This window comes from Gulosibacter chungangensis, assembly GCF_008831155.1.
In the GTDB taxonomy this organism is placed as follows: Bacteria; Actinomycetota; Actinomycetes; order Actinomycetales; family Microbacteriaceae; genus Gulosibacter; species Gulosibacter chungangensis.
Genome location: NZ_WBKB01000001.1, coordinates 13,325 through 27,024, shown reverse-complemented (window position 1 = coordinate 27,024; position 13,700 = coordinate 13,325). Strand labels below are relative to the sequence as shown.

Here is a 13,700-nt window from a genome sequence, read left to right as displayed (position 1 = left end):
ACCGCGCAGCGAACTAGCACCGCGCAGCGAGCCTGGAGGCGAACAATGAGCAGCACGATTGAACTGACGGACACCGCGAGCAGCGAGGTTCCACCGACGCCGAAGCCCGAGTCCGCCGCGCCCCGGAAGCGTCGTCGACGTAACTTCGGTTGGGCCATCGGCGTGATTGTGCCAGTGGTGCTGCTCGCACTGTGGCAGTGGAGCACGAGCGCGGGCATCTTCACGCCCGTGCAGCTGCCGGCACCGGTTGCGGTGTGGGATGCGGCTATCGATCTGGTCGACCGCGGTCAGTTCTTCGGGCACATCGGTATTTCCTTGCAGCGCGTGCTGCTCGGGTTCCTGATCGGTGCTGTGCTTGGCATCGTGATCGGCTCGGCTATCGGACTTTCAAAGCTCACGCACGGGCTGTTCGCGCCGACCATTGGGGCGTTCCGCGCGGTGACCGGGCTGGCCTGGGTGCCGCTGCTGGCGATCTGGATCGGAATCGGTGAAGACTCGAAGGTGACGCTGGTCGCCATCGGTGCGTTCTTCCCGGTGTACACGACAGTCGCTTCGGCACTGCGCCACGTGGACCCGCATCTGATCGAGGCGGGGAAGGCCTTCGGGCTTCACGGGGTGCGACTGCTCACCGCGGTGCGGATCCCCGCGGCACTGCCCGCCATTCTCTCGGGCCTGCGCTTGGCGCTCGCGCAAGCCTGGCTGTTCGTGGTCGCTGCGGAGCTGTTGGCCTCGTCGCAGGGCCTCGGGTTCCTGCTTACCGACTCGCAAAATAACGGCCGCGTGGACCGCATGATCCTCGCCATCATCCTGCTCGCGGTGCTCGGCAAGCTCTGTGACACCGTCTTCGCGATCGCCGAAAAGGCCGCCCTTAAGAAGTGGGCTTAGCTCAGCTTCCGAAACTACTGCGCGGCAGCGTGTTCGGGCTCACTATGGGGTGGCAAGCCAGTGATTACCAACCGAAATAGGCGAAAGTAATCTCATGGCATCGATCGATCTCAATTCCGATCTGGGGGAGAACACCCCGGACCGTCACGTGGCGGACGACGCTGGCATGCTCCAAATCGTCAGCAGCGCGAATGTCGCGTGCGGATTCCACGCCGGTGACCCGATCGGCATCCACACCACGCTCGCCGAGGCGAAGGCACGCGGCGTCATCGTGGGCGCGCATCCGGGGTATCGCGACTACGCGAACTTCGGCCGCTCGCCGATGACGGTTGAAGACAGCGTGCTGCAGGCGGATGTGGAATACCAGCTCGGGGCGCTCCTCGGCTTGGCACGACGGGTCGAAGTGCCGGTGCGGTATGTGAAGCCGCACGGTGCGCTCTACAACACGATGGCGAAGGATGCGCGGATCGCGAGGGTTGTGGCCGCGGCCGTGCGCGCGATTGACCCCGCCCTGGTGCTGCTGTGCCTCAGCGGTAGCGAAAGCGCCAGGGTTGCCGAGGGGCTGGGGTTGACCGTCGCGCTTGAGGCCTTCGCCGACCGTGCCTATGAAGCCGATGGCGCGCTCGTGTCGCGAACCAAGGCGGGTTCGGTGTTGCACGATCCGCGGCTCGTTGCCGACCGGATGCTGCAGCTGGTGGAAACGCGCAAGCTCACCACCATCGACGGTCGTGAAATTACGCTCGAGGCCGACTCAATCTGTGTGCATGGCGACAGCGCGGGTGCGGTGCAAATGGCGGTCGCGGTGCGCGAGCTCTTGCTCCGCGAGGGCGTTCAAATCTCACCCTTTGTGAGCTAGGCGGACGCGACAATGTCACCGATTACGCGCATCCTCCCGGCTGGAGAGCGGGCGCTACTCCTCGAATACCAGAACCTGGATGCCGTGCTGGCTCACTACGCTGCCTTGACGGCGGCCCGGCTCGACGCGGTCAGGGAGCTGGTGCCGGCCGCGACCACGATCCTCGTGCGGTTCGATCCCAGGCTGACTCAAGCGCGGGATCTCGCCGCAACACTGCGGGGTGTTCCGGCCGCCGAGCACGTGGTTTCGGAGCTGCCGCCGGTGACGATCCCGGTCGTCTACCGGGGCGAGGACATCGAGGAGATCGCCGGGCTCTTGAACGTGTCCGTAGCGGAAGTGGTCCGACGGCACACCGAGGCGACCTGGCAGGGTGCCTTCGCTGGATTCGCGCCGGGGTTTGTGTATTGCGTGGGCAATGATCCGCTCTTTGATCTGCCCCGTCGGCCGTCACCGCGTACGCGCATCCCGGCTGGGGCTGTGGCGCTCGCGGGCGGATTCTCGGCGGTCTATCCGCGGGAATCGCCGGGCGGCTGGCAGCTGCTCGGTCGCACACCGCAGCGGATGTGGGACCTCGACCGGGAGGCACCCGCGCTGATCCAGCCCGGGCAGGAAGTTCGCTACGCCGCCGTGCGCGAGGAAATCGATCTGTCCCAAGCGGCCGTGCCGACGAGCGCACTGCCGGAAGTCGCGCCGGGAGCGGCGGCCATCGAGGTCGTCCGCCCCGGGATGCAGCTGCTGCTGCAAGATTACGGCCGGCCCGGATTCGCGGACATTGGGATCGACGAATCCGGTGCCGCCGACCGGGGTGCGCTGCGTGCCGCGAACCTCCGGGTGGGGAACGAACCCGATACGGTCGCGCTCGAGTTCGCGGGCGGAGCGGCAGAACTGCTGTCGCACACCGACGGCGTAATTGCCTGGGTGGGTGCCTCGGGCCGTCGCAGCCTGATCAGCTCGGAAGGGCTCGAATATCCCCTCGCAGCGGATGCGCCGACCGCTATTGCGGCCGGCGACCGGATCAAGATCGCGGGCTTTCAGCGCGGGCAGCGCGGGTACCTCGCGATTCGCGGCGGTTTTGTCAGCCCCGTCGTGCTCGGCAGCGGCAGCACGGACACACTCTCGGGTCTCGGTGCGCCGATGCTCAAGGCTGGCGATGTGCTGGCGGTGGGGGATGCGGCGCTCGCCGGCCCGGTCGAGCCGGGCGGTATCGCAAGCTCGGAACCGGCGGCTGCCGAAGAGTGCGTCACCTTGAATGTGGTGCTCGGTCCGCGCACCGACTGGTTCACCCCCGAAGGGGTCGAGACCCTAACCTCGCAAGATTGGCTCGTGACCCCGCAGTCCGATCGGGTCGGAGCCCGCTTGGCGGCCGATGAGCCGCTGCAGCGTGCCACCGTGTCAGAGCTCCCGAGCGAGGGAGCTGTGGCGGGCGCCATCCAGGTGCCGACCGACGGCCAGCCGGTCTTGTTCTTGCGTGATCATCCGACCACGGGCGGCTATCCCGTCATCGGTGTTGTGGTGGATGCGGACCTCGACCGAGCCGGGCAATTGGCGCCCGGCATGCGGGTCCGGTTCCGCATCGCCCGCCCCTTTAGTGACTTCTAGTTGAAATGAGGAATGGAATGCAGCGCATCCTGATCGCCAACCGAGGCGAAATCGCGGTCCGTATCGCTCGAGCCTGCGCAGATGCGGGATATGTCTCAATCGCCGTTTACGCGGATCAGGATTTTGACGCGATGCACGTGCGCGTGGCTGACGAGGCTTATGCGCTCGGCGGTGCCACGCCTGGCGAGAGCTATCTCAATATTGATCGCCTGCTCGAGATCGCACAGATAGCGAACGCCGATGCCGTGCATCCCGGCTATGGCTTCCTCAGCGAGAACGCGAACTTCGCCCGAGCCGTCGAGGCGGCAGGCCTGACCTTCATTGGCCCCACGCCCGAGTCGATCGAACAGCTCGGCGATAAGGTCACCGCGCGGCAAATTGCTTCTTCGGTCGGCGCGCCACTCGTGCCGGGAACCGATCGACCCCTGGCGGATGCGCAGGAAGCGATCGCGTTCGCAACCGAGTTTGGTCTGCCGGTCGCGATCAAGGCGGCCTTCGGTGGTGGCGGTCGTGGCCTCAAGGTCGTGCGAAGGCTGGATGAGGTCGCGGCGGCCTTTGACTCGGCCACGCGCGAGGCTGTGACGGCTTTTGGTCGAGGGGAGTGCTATGTCGAGCGCTTCCTCGACAAACCGCGGCACGTCGAGGTGCAGGTGGTTGGGGATGGGCAGGGTGAAGTGCTCGTGGTGGGTGACCGCGACTGTTCACTGCAGCGCCGAAACCAGAAGCTCGTCGAGGAGGCTCCGGCCCCGAACCTGAGCGATGAGGTACGGGAGCGCATCCACACCGCCGCGAAGAAGATCTGCGCTGCGGTGAACTATCGCGGCGCCGGCACCGTGGAGTTCCTCCTCGCCGAAGACGGCACGGTGTCCTTCCTCGAAGTGAATACGCGGCTGCAGGTGGAGCATCCCATCACCGAAACCACCAGTGGCGTCGACCTGGTGCGCGAGCAGTTCCGGGTTGCCGAGGGCCAGGGGCTCTCGCGCACGCAGACGCCCGTGGCGGTTGGCCATGCCTTCGAGTTTCGTATCAACGCCGAAGACCCCGGTCGCGGGTTCTTACCCTCACCCGGCACCGTGGAGGAGCTGCGGGTGCCCGGTGGCCCCGGCGTTCGGTGGGATGCGGGGGTCGAGACGGGTGACCGCGTTGAAGGTGCGTTTGACTCGATGCTCGGGAAGCTCGTGGTCACCGGCGAAAACCGGGAGGTGGCGCTCGCGCGCTCGCGGCGGGCGCTGCGGGAACTTGAAGTTTCGGGGTTCGCGACCGTGCTGCCTTTCCACCGCGCCGTGCTCGATCACGCCGACTTCATCGCCGATCAGCCGCGCGTGTACACGCAGTGGATCGAGACCGAGCTAATGCCGAAGTTGGAGCCCGGGGAGCGCGCGAAGCCGAGCACCTCGGATGCACTCCTGCGGCTGCCGATCGAATTGGACGGCCGACGCGTGCAACTGGGACTGCCTGCCGAGCTGCTCTCGCGATTCTCGGTGGCTGCCGCGGCCCCGGGCACGGTGGATCCGCGGGACGCCGCTGAGACTTCGGCCGATGGCGCAGCGGATACTGCGGCCGATACGGTGCTGTCACCGATTTCAGGGACGCTCGTGCACCGGCTCATGGCCGACGGCGCGGAGGTCGCTGAGGGCGATGCAATCGCCGTGTGCGAGGCCATGAAGATGGAGATGCCGGTGCAAGCCGATCGCACCGGCATCATCACCTGGCTCGTCGACGAAGGCGCCCCCATCCGGGTCGACGCCCCGCTCGCCCGCATCACCCCCGCCGCCGACTAGCGCGACCGCTACTCGGCGGGGGAGTAGGCGTCGCTGGCGGGGTTTTCGGCGGGGAGACCGCCGAGCAGGCGCCAGCGGTTCAGGAAGCCGCGTTCCTTGCCGAGGGTGGAAGGCAGGCCGTGGCCGGGATAGAACACGGTCTCGTTCGGGTAGCGGCGGAAGATGCGCTCCACGCAGTCGGTGAGGAGCCGCTCATAACGCTCGGCATCATCCCACGTATTGCCAATGCCGCCGGGGAAAAGCGAGTCTCCGGTGATCAGTCGCGGCGCCTCGCCCTCGACGACCACGGCCAGCGCCACCGAGCCGTCGGTGTGCCCGCGCAAGCCGATCACATCCAGCGTCAGCGAACCGACCTCCACGACATCCCCGTGGTTCAAGACCCGATCGGTGGCTACCGGAATCTCCGGGGCATCCGCCTCCCCCGCGAGCGTTGGTACCTCGAGTGCCGCGCGCACATCGGCGAGCGCCTGCCAGTGGTCGGGATGCATGTGGGTGGTGAGGATGCCGACCGGCTTCACTTCGGGACGGCCGGCTTCGGCAGCGGCGGCAGCAGCGGTTTCGACGAGCTGCAGCACATAGGGCGCGGCATCGGCGGCATCAACGATCAGGGCCGCACCGGTGGTCGTGTCGACGATGACATAGCAGTTGTTTTCGTAGTCGTTCAGTTCCGCGTAGTGGATCTCGACGGAGCCGAACGCGTCAAGTTTTGGCATGAAAGGATGCGTCATGTACTTGAGGGTACGCGCCAAGTGCGGTATAGACACGCAGGAAATTACCACCTATAGTAGTTGTTTGCGCTTCGTCGCTCCATGCCTTCATATTGCGGTCGGCTTGGTGGTCCATCTCTTCAGCTTTCGACCCGATTCCCGCGGTAATTCGCGGCTTTCGCCTCGTGGAGCTGGCGCCCTCAACACTGAGTAACGCCTCAGAGTTTACACACAATGTGTGGCAGGGCGAGGGATTTCACCACCTGGCGGCGTGGCCAATCCCCACGACCATATGCATCGAGCGTCCCGTTAGCCGCGGGATGTGTGGAGGTAATTCTTTTGGCTGCTGCGAGCAACGCAACTCCTATGCCGAAGTCGGGTCGAAACGCGCACCGGCTGTCGTTTGCGCAGATCAAGGACACCCTTGAGGTTCCTGACCTGCTCTCACTTCAGACCGATTCGTTCGACTGGCTGGTAGGCAACGAACACTGGAAGGCAGCTCTTGCCTATCAGGAGGCCACGTCTGGTGGTTCCAACATCGCCCGTATCTCGGGCCTGGAAGAGGTCTTCGAAGAGATCTCTCCGATTGAAGACAACGCGGGCGCGATGCAGCTCACGTTCCGCAACCCTTACCTCGAGCCGGAAAAGTACTCGATTGACGAGTGCAAGGAGCGCGGCAAGACCTACTCTGCACCGCTCTACGTTGAAGCCGAGTTCATGCGCTTCGAGACCGGTGAAATCAAGACCCAGACGGTCTTCATGGGCGACTTCCCGCTGATGACCGACAAGGGTACCTTCATCATTAACGGCACCGAGCGTGTCGTGGTGTCGCAGCTCGTTCGTAGCCCCGGTGTCTACTTCGACCAGACCCCCGAGAAGAACTCCGACCAGGATGTGTTCTCGGCTCGCGTGATTCCCTCGCGCGGTGCTTGGCTCGAGTTTGAGGTCGACAAGAAGGGCCTCGTTGGCGTTCGTATCGACCGCAAGCGTAAGCAGTCGGTCACCATCTTCCTGCGTGCCATTGGTCTCAGCGAAGAAGAGATCCGCGCCGAGTTCGCCGGGTTCGACACCATCATGGACACCCTCGCGAAGGATGACCCGAAGATCCAGACGCAGGAGGAAGCCCTCCGCGACATTTACCGCAAGCTTCGCCCGGGTGAGCAGGTTGCTTCGGAAGCCGCTCGTGCCCTCCTCGACAACTACTACTTCAACCGCAAGCGCTACGACCTCGCGAAGGTCGGCCGGTACAAGCTCAACCGCAAGCTTGGTCTTGAAGCTCCGGTGAGTGACTCGGTCCTCTCTGTTGAGGACGTCGTCGCGATCATCCGCTACCTTGTTGCCCTGCAGCGCGGTGACAGCACGATCGAAGGCACCCGCAACGGTGGCGAGATCACCGACATCCCGCTCGAGACTGACGACATCGACCACTTTGGTAACCGTCGCATCCGCGCCGTGGGTGAGCTCATTCAGAACCAGGTCCGCACGGGCCTGAGCCGTATGGAACGTGTGGTTCGTGAGCGCATGACCACGCAGGAGATCGACTCGATTACCCCGCAGTCGCTCATCAACGTGCGCCCGGTTGTGGCAGCGATCAAGGAGTTCTTCGGAACCTCGCAGCTGTCGCAGTTCATGGACCAGAACAACCCGCTCGCGGGTATCACCCACAAGCGTCGTCTGTCGGCCCTTGGCCCGGGTGGTCTGAGCCGTGAGCGCGCCGGTGTTGAGGTGCGAGACGTGCACTCCTCGCACTACGGCCGCATGTGCCCGATTGAGACCCCGGAAGGCCCGAACATTGGTCTGATCGGTTCGCTCGCGACCTTCGCGCGCATCAACTCCTTCGGGTTCATCGAGACCCCGTACCGCCGCGTTGAAAACGGCATCGTGTCGACCAAGATCGACTACCTCAGCGCTGCCGAGGAAGACGAGTTCGTGGTGGCGCAGGCCAACGCGCCGATCGATGCCGACGGCAAGTTCATTGAAGAGGACGTCACCGTCCGCCTGAAGGGTGGCGAGGTTGAGCTCGTGCCCGCAGACCAGGTGAACTACATGGACGTCTCGCCGCGCCAGATGGTGTCGGTGGGTACCTCACTCATCCCGTTCCTCGAGCACGACGACGCGAACCGTGCCCTGATGGGTGCGAATATGCAGCGCCAGGCTGTGCCGCTGCTGCGCGCCAACTCGCCGATCGTCGGTACCGGTATGGAGAGCTACACCGCAATTGACGCCGGTGACGTGGTCACCACCGTCAACGCCGGTGTGGTCACCTCGGTTTCGGCTGACCAGATCATCGTGCAGACCGATGAGGGTGGCTCGGAGTCCTACTTCCTGCGCAAGTTCGAGCGTTCGAACGCGGGTACCTGCTACAACCACCGCGCCATCGTCAAGGCTGGCGACCGCGTTGAGGTTGGCGAAGTCCTCGCTGACGGCCCCTCGACCGAAAACGGTGAGCTCGCGCTCGGTAAGAACCTGCTCGTGGCATTCATGCCCTGGGAAGGTCACAACTTCGAGGACGCGATCATCATCAGCCAGAACCTGGTGCGTGACGACGTACTCTCCTCGATCCACATCGAGGAATACGAAGTGGATGCGCGTGACACCAAGCTCGGTAAGGAAGAGATCACCTCTGACCTGCCGAACGTGGGCCAGGAAATGCTCAAGGACCTCGACGAGCGCGGCATCATCCGCATCGGTGCTGAGGTACAGCCGGGCGACATCCTCGTGGGTAAGGTCACCCCGAAGGGTGAGACCGAGCTCAGCGCCGAAGAGCGACTGCTGCGCGCGATCTTCAACGAGAAGAGCCGCGAAGTCCGCGACACTTCGCTGAAGGTTCCGCACGGTCAGGCCGGTACGGTCATCTCGGTCAAGGTCTTCGACGTCGAAAACGGCGACGACGAGCTCGGCTCGGGCGTCAACCAGCGCGTCGTGGTCTACATTGCACAGAAGCGCAAGATCACCGAGGGTGACAAGATGGCTGGCCGCCACGGCAACAAGGGCGTCATCGCCAAGATCCTCCCGGAAGAGGACATGCCATTCCTCGCCGACGGTACCCCCGTCGACATCATCCTGAACCCGCTCGGTATTCCGAAGCGAATGAACCTCGGTCAGGTGCTCGAAACGCACCTCGGCTGGGTGGCAACCCAGGGTTGGGATGTTGAGGGTAACCCGGACTGGGCACACGAACTGCCCGAGGACGCTTACCACGTTGAGCCAGGCACCAAGGTTGCGACCCCGGTGTTCGACGGCGCAACCCAGGAAGAGCTTCGCGGCCTCCTCGCATCCACCCGCCCGAACCGTGACGGTGAGCGCCTGGTCGGCGAAGACGGCAAGACCCAGCTCTTCGACGGCCGCTCCGGCGAGCCGTACCCGGACCCGATCGCCGTTGGGTACATGTACATGCTGAAGCTGCACCACCTTGTCGACGACAAGATCCACGCACGCTCCACCGGTCCGTACTCGATGATCACCCAGCAGCCGCTCGGTGGTAAGGCCCAGTTCGGTGGCCAGCGCTTCGGTGAGATGGAGGTGTGGGCCCTCGAGGCCTACGGTGCCGCCTACACCCTGCAGGAGCTGCTCACCATCAAGTCCGACGACATCGTCGGTCGTGTGAAGGCCTACGAGTCCATCGTCAAGGGCGAGAACATCCAGAAGGCCGGTATCCCCGAGTCCTTCCGCGTGCTTGTCCGAGAAATGCGCTCGCTCTGCCTGAACGTCGAGGTCCTCTCGGCCGACGGCAACGTGCTCAGCCTTGAAGAGAACGACGACGACGCTTACCGCGCCGCCGAAGAACTCGGTATCAACATCTCCAGTCGCTTCGAGTCTTCCTCGGTTGACGAGATCTAACCCCGCCAGCTCGACAACGAAGCAAAGCTTTTAGAAGCCCAGTAACTAGGGAGAAATCAGAATTGATCGACGCAACCAAGTTTGACAGCCTCAGCATTGGGCTGGCGACGACCGAGGACATCCTCGGTTGGTCACGTGGCGAGGTTAAGAAGCCCGAGACCATTAACTACCGAACCCTCAAGCCCGAGAAGGACGGTCTGTTCGGTGAACAGATCTTCGGTCCTTCGCGCGACTGGGAGTGTGCCTGCGGTAAGTACAAGCGCGTGCGCTTCAAGGGCATCATCTGTGAGCGCTGTGGTGTTGAGGTCACCAAGTCCGCGGTTCGCCGTGAGCGCATGGGCCACATCAAGCTCGCCGCTCCGGTAACCCACATTTGGTACTTCAAGGGCGTGCCCTCGCGCCTCGGCTACCTGCTCGACATGGCGCCGAAGGACCTCGAAAAGGTCATTTACTTCGCGGCCTACATGGTCGTCTCGATTGACGAGGAAGGTCGCCACGACGACCTCTCGGACCTCGAGAAGGAGAAGAACCTCGAGGTGCAGACTCGCGCGAACCAGCGCGACTCGGCAATCAACGAGCGCCTCGCCACCCTCGAGAAGGAAATCTCGGCTCTTGAAGAGGAAGGCGCCACCGCCGACCAGCTCAAGAAGGCGAAGGATGCTGGCGAAAAGGACATGGCCCGCATCCGCAAGGAACTCGACCGCGACATCGAGCAGGTGGAGCGCGTTTGGGAATCGTTCAAGAACCTCAAGGTTGGCGAACTGAAGCCCGATGACGCTGACTACGCCGAGCTCGAGGACCGCTACGGCGACTACTTCGAGGCCCACATGGGTGCCGAGGCAATCCAGAACCGTCTGCGTGACTTCGACCTCGAGACCGAGGCCGAGTCGCTGCGCGAGCAGATCCAGAACGGTAAGGGTCAGAAGAAGATCCGCGCCATCAAGCGTCTGCGCGTGGTGAACGCGTTCCTGCAGACCGACAACAAGCCCGAAGCCATGGTGCTGGACATCATCCCGGTGATCCCGCCGGAGCTTCGCCCGATGGTGCAGCTTGACGGTGGCCGCTTCGCGACCAGTGACCTCAACGACCTCTACCGTCGTGTGATCAACCGCAACAACCGTCTGCAGCGCCTGCTCGACCTCGGTGCCCCCGAGATCATCGTGAACAACGAAAAGCGCATGCTGCAGGAGGCCGTCGACGCGCTGTTCGACAACGGCCGCCGCGGTCGCGCCGTGACCGGTACCGGTAACCGTGCCCTCAAGTCCCTCAGCGACATGCTGAAGGGTAAGCAGGGTCGATTCCGTCAGAACCTGCTCGGTAAGCGTGTTGACTACTCGGGCCGTTCGGTGATCATCGTGGGTCCGCAGCTGCAGATGCACCAGTGTGGTCTGCCGAAGCAGATGGCGCTCGAACTGTTCAAGCCTTATGTCATCAAGCGACTCATCGACCTGGGCCACGCATCCAACATCAAGGCTGCCAAGCGCTCGGTTGAGCGCGCCAAGCCCGAGGTGTGGGACGTGCTCGAAGAGGTCATCCGTGAGCGCCCCGTGCTGCTGAACCGTGCACCAACCCTGCACCGTCTGGGTATCCAGGCGTTCGAGCCGCTGCTCGTTGAAGGTAAGGCCATTCAGCTGCACCCGCTGGCTTGCTCGGCGTTCAACGCCGACTTCGACGGTGACCAGATGGCCGTGCACCTGCCGCTTTCGGTGGAAGCACAGGCCGAGGCGCGCGTGCTCATGCTCGCTTCGAACAACATCCTGAAGCCTTCGGACGGTCGCCCCGTGACCCTGCCTTCGCAGGACATGGTCGCCGGTCTCTACCACCTCACCTTCGATCGTGAGGATGCGCAGGGCGCCGGTCGTTCCTTCGGCTCGGTTGCCGAGGCGATCATGGCGCAGGATGAAGGCACGCTGCACCTCAACGCACCGGTGAAGATCCGCCTCGAGGGGCTTTCCTTCCTCCCGGGTCAGGAGCCCGAGGGCTTCGTTGCCGGTAAGCCGTTTGCGCTGAAGACCACCCTCGGTCGCGCGCTCTTCAACGAGCTGCTGCCCGCAACTTACCCGTACCTTGAGGACCGGATGACCAAGGGTCGTCTGTCGGATGTGGTGAACTACCTCGCCGAGCGTTTCGACAAGGATGTAGTTGCCGCAACCCTCGACCGCATCAAGGACGCCGGTTTCTACTGGGCTACCCGTTCGGGTATCTCGCTTTCGGTTGCCGACGTCGTGGTGCCGGACACCAAGGAACAGATCATCGCGGAGACCGAGGCCAAGGTTGCCGAACTCCGTGAGGACTACGCCATGGGTCTGTCGAGCCAGGCCGAGTACCGCGAGAAGACGATTGCGCTGTGGGAAGCCGCGACCGAGCAGGTTGCGGAAGACACCCGCGAGCAGTTCCCGGACACCAACTCGATTCACCGAATGGTGACCGCCGGTGCGAACGGTAACTGGCTGCAGGTTCGTCAGATCGCCGGTATGCGAGGCATCGTGGCAAACCCGAAGGGTGAGAAGATCGCTCGTCCGATCATCCACTCTTACCGTGAGGGCCTCACCGTGCTCGAGTACTTCTCGTCCACGCACGGTGCCCGTAAGGGTCTGGCTGACACCGCGCTGAAGACCGCCGACTCGGGTTACCTGACCCGTCGTCTGGTGGACGTCTCGCAGGATGTCATCATCCGTGAAGAAGACTGTGGCACCCGCAAGGGCCTGAAGCTGCCGATCGCGCAGCTGAACGCCGCTGGCGAGCGCGAGCTGGCCGACAACGTCGAGAACTCGGTCTACGCACGTACGCTCGCCACCGACGTGGTGGATGCGGCGGGCGAGATCCTCGCGCAGGCCGGCGAGCCGGTCGGTGACGTGCTCATCGAGCGCCTTTACGAGTCGGGCATCGAGGAAGTCGCGGTTCGTTCGGTGCTGACCTGTGAATCGCAGGTCGGTGTCTGCTCGAAGTGCTACGGCCGTTCGATGGCCTCGAGCCACCTCGCGGACATGGGTGAAGCGGTCGGTATTATCGCCGCGCAGTCCATCGGTGAGCCCGGTACCCAGCTGACGATGCGTACCTTCCACACCGGTGGTGTGGCGTCGGGTACTGACATCACGCAGGGTCTGCCGCGTGTGCAGGAACTCTTCGAGGCGCGTACCCCGAAGGGTGCTGCCAACCTCGCGAAGTTCGCCGGTACCATCTCGATCCAGGACACCGAGCGTTCGCGCAAGATCATCCTGACCCCGGATGCCGAGGACGAAGAGGTCATGACCTACCCCGTCTCAAAGCGTTCGGAACTGTTCGTCGAGGACGGCGAGCGGGTCGAACCCGGTAAGCAGCTTGTCGAAGGTCCGCTGGACCCGAAGGAGGTGCTCGAGGTTCTCGGTACCACCGCGGTCCAGAAGTACCTCGTCAAGGGTGTGCAAGAGGTGTACAACAGCCAGGGTGTGCCGATTCACGACAAGCACATCGAGGTTATTGTTCGCCAGATGCTCCGCAAGGTCACCATCAACGACTCGGGTGAAACCGACATGCTCCCGGGTGAGCTCGTTGACCGCCAGCGCTTCCAGGCACAGAACCGCCAGGCCGTGCAGGAAGGCCAGCGCCCCGCATCCGGTCGCCCCGAGGTCATGGGTATCACCAAGGCTTCGCTGGCTACCGAGTCGTGGCTGTCGGCCGCTTCGTTCCAGGAGACCACCCGCGTACTGACGCAGGCGGCTATGGAACAGAAGGCTGACCCGCTGCTGGGCCTCAAGGAGAACGTCATCATCGGTCGTCTCATCACCGCCGGTACCGGTCTGCCCGCCTACGCGGAGCAGGTTGTGGAGCCGACGGAAGAGGCAATCGCGGAGCGTTACCCCTACGTTGAGTCGAGCGAAGAATTCGGCGACAGCCTGTCGTACGCGGACTTCGACGCCTTCAGCGAAGGTGACAACTTCGACTTCGGTCTCGAACCCAACAACTAAACACGCTCCCGTAGCGATCCCTGAGTAGGCGTAGCCGTATCGAAGGGCGCACCAACTGCCACCCTTCGATACGTCGCTTCGCTCC

General features: G+C 63.8%; 7 protein-coding genes. 6 read left to right on the top strand and 1 reads right to left on the bottom strand.

Annotated elements, in window-relative coordinates; translation table 11 throughout:
- Positions 1–45: 45 nt before the first annotated feature.
- From F8O05_RS00085 to F8O05_RS00070, 4 genes are all read left to right on the top strand, one after another.
- On the top strand, positions 46–885 hold the full coding sequence (locus tag F8O05_RS00085) for an ABC transporter permease (RefSeq protein ID WP_158050687.1): 840 nt from the start codon (positions 46–48) through the stop codon (positions 883–885).
- Between the two features lie 94 nt (positions 886–979).
- Positions 980–1,741, top strand: coding sequence for a LamB/YcsF family protein (locus tag F8O05_RS00080; protein ID WP_158050685.1), 762 nt, complete (start codon positions 980–982; stop codon positions 1,739–1,741).
- Between the two features lie 12 nt (positions 1,742–1,753).
- On the top strand, positions 1,754–3,340 hold the full coding sequence (locus F8O05_RS00075) for a 5-oxoprolinase subunit B/C family protein (RefSeq protein WP_158050683.1): 1,587 nt from the start codon (positions 1,754–1,756) through the stop codon (positions 3,338–3,340).
- Between the two features lie 17 nt (positions 3,341–3,357).
- The gene (locus tag F8O05_RS00070) at positions 3,358–5,121 is read left to right on the top strand and encodes an acetyl/propionyl/methylcrotonyl-CoA carboxylase subunit alpha (RefSeq protein WP_158050681.1); all 1,764 of its coding nucleotides are present in this window, start codon (positions 3,358–3,360) and stop codon (positions 5,119–5,121) included.
- An 8-nt stretch (positions 5,122–5,129) separates the two neighbouring features.
- On the opposite strand, the gene F8O05_RS00065 is transcribed toward F8O05_RS00070, so the two are convergent.
- Complete coding sequence (locus F8O05_RS00065) at positions 5,130–5,849, bottom strand: MBL fold metallo-hydrolase (protein ID WP_158050679.1); 720 nt, start codon at positions 5,847–5,849, stop codon at positions 5,130–5,132.
- Positions 5,850–6,167: 318 nt separating this feature from the next.
- Here F8O05_RS00065 and rpoB point away from each other — a divergent pair, with 318 nt between their 5' ends.
- Positions 6,168–9,668: a DNA-directed RNA polymerase subunit beta gene (rpoB, locus tag F8O05_RS00060; protein ID WP_158050677.1), complete on the top strand. Its 3,501-nt coding sequence runs from the start codon at positions 6,168–6,170 to the stop codon at positions 9,666–9,668.
- Between the two features lie 62 nt (positions 9,669–9,730).
- On the top strand, positions 9,731–13,615 hold the full coding sequence (rpoC, locus tag F8O05_RS00055; RefSeq protein WP_158050675.1) for a DNA-directed RNA polymerase subunit beta': 3,885 nt from the start codon (positions 9,731–9,733) through the stop codon (positions 13,613–13,615).
- Positions 13,616–13,700 lie beyond the last annotated feature (85 nt).

Bases quoted from the DNA above. Each gene is read 5' to 3' on its own strand.
- F8O05_RS00080 (WP_158050685.1), top strand. From the start codon at position 980: ATGGCATCGATCGATCTCAATTCCGATCTGGGGGAGAACACCCCGGAC.
- F8O05_RS00065 (WP_158050679.1), bottom strand. From the start codon at position 5,849: ATGACGCATCCTTTCATGCCAAAACTTGACGCGTTCGGCTCCGTCGAG.
- F8O05_RS00085 (WP_158050687.1), top strand. From the start codon at position 46: ATGAGCAGCACGATTGAACTGACGGACACCGCGAGCAGCGAGGTTCCA.
- F8O05_RS00070 (WP_158050681.1), top strand. From the start codon at position 3,358: ATGCAGCGCATCCTGATCGCCAACCGAGGCGAAATCGCGGTCCGTATC.
- F8O05_RS00075 (WP_158050683.1), top strand. From the start codon at position 1,754: ATGTCACCGATTACGCGCATCCTCCCGGCTGGAGAGCGGGCGCTACTC.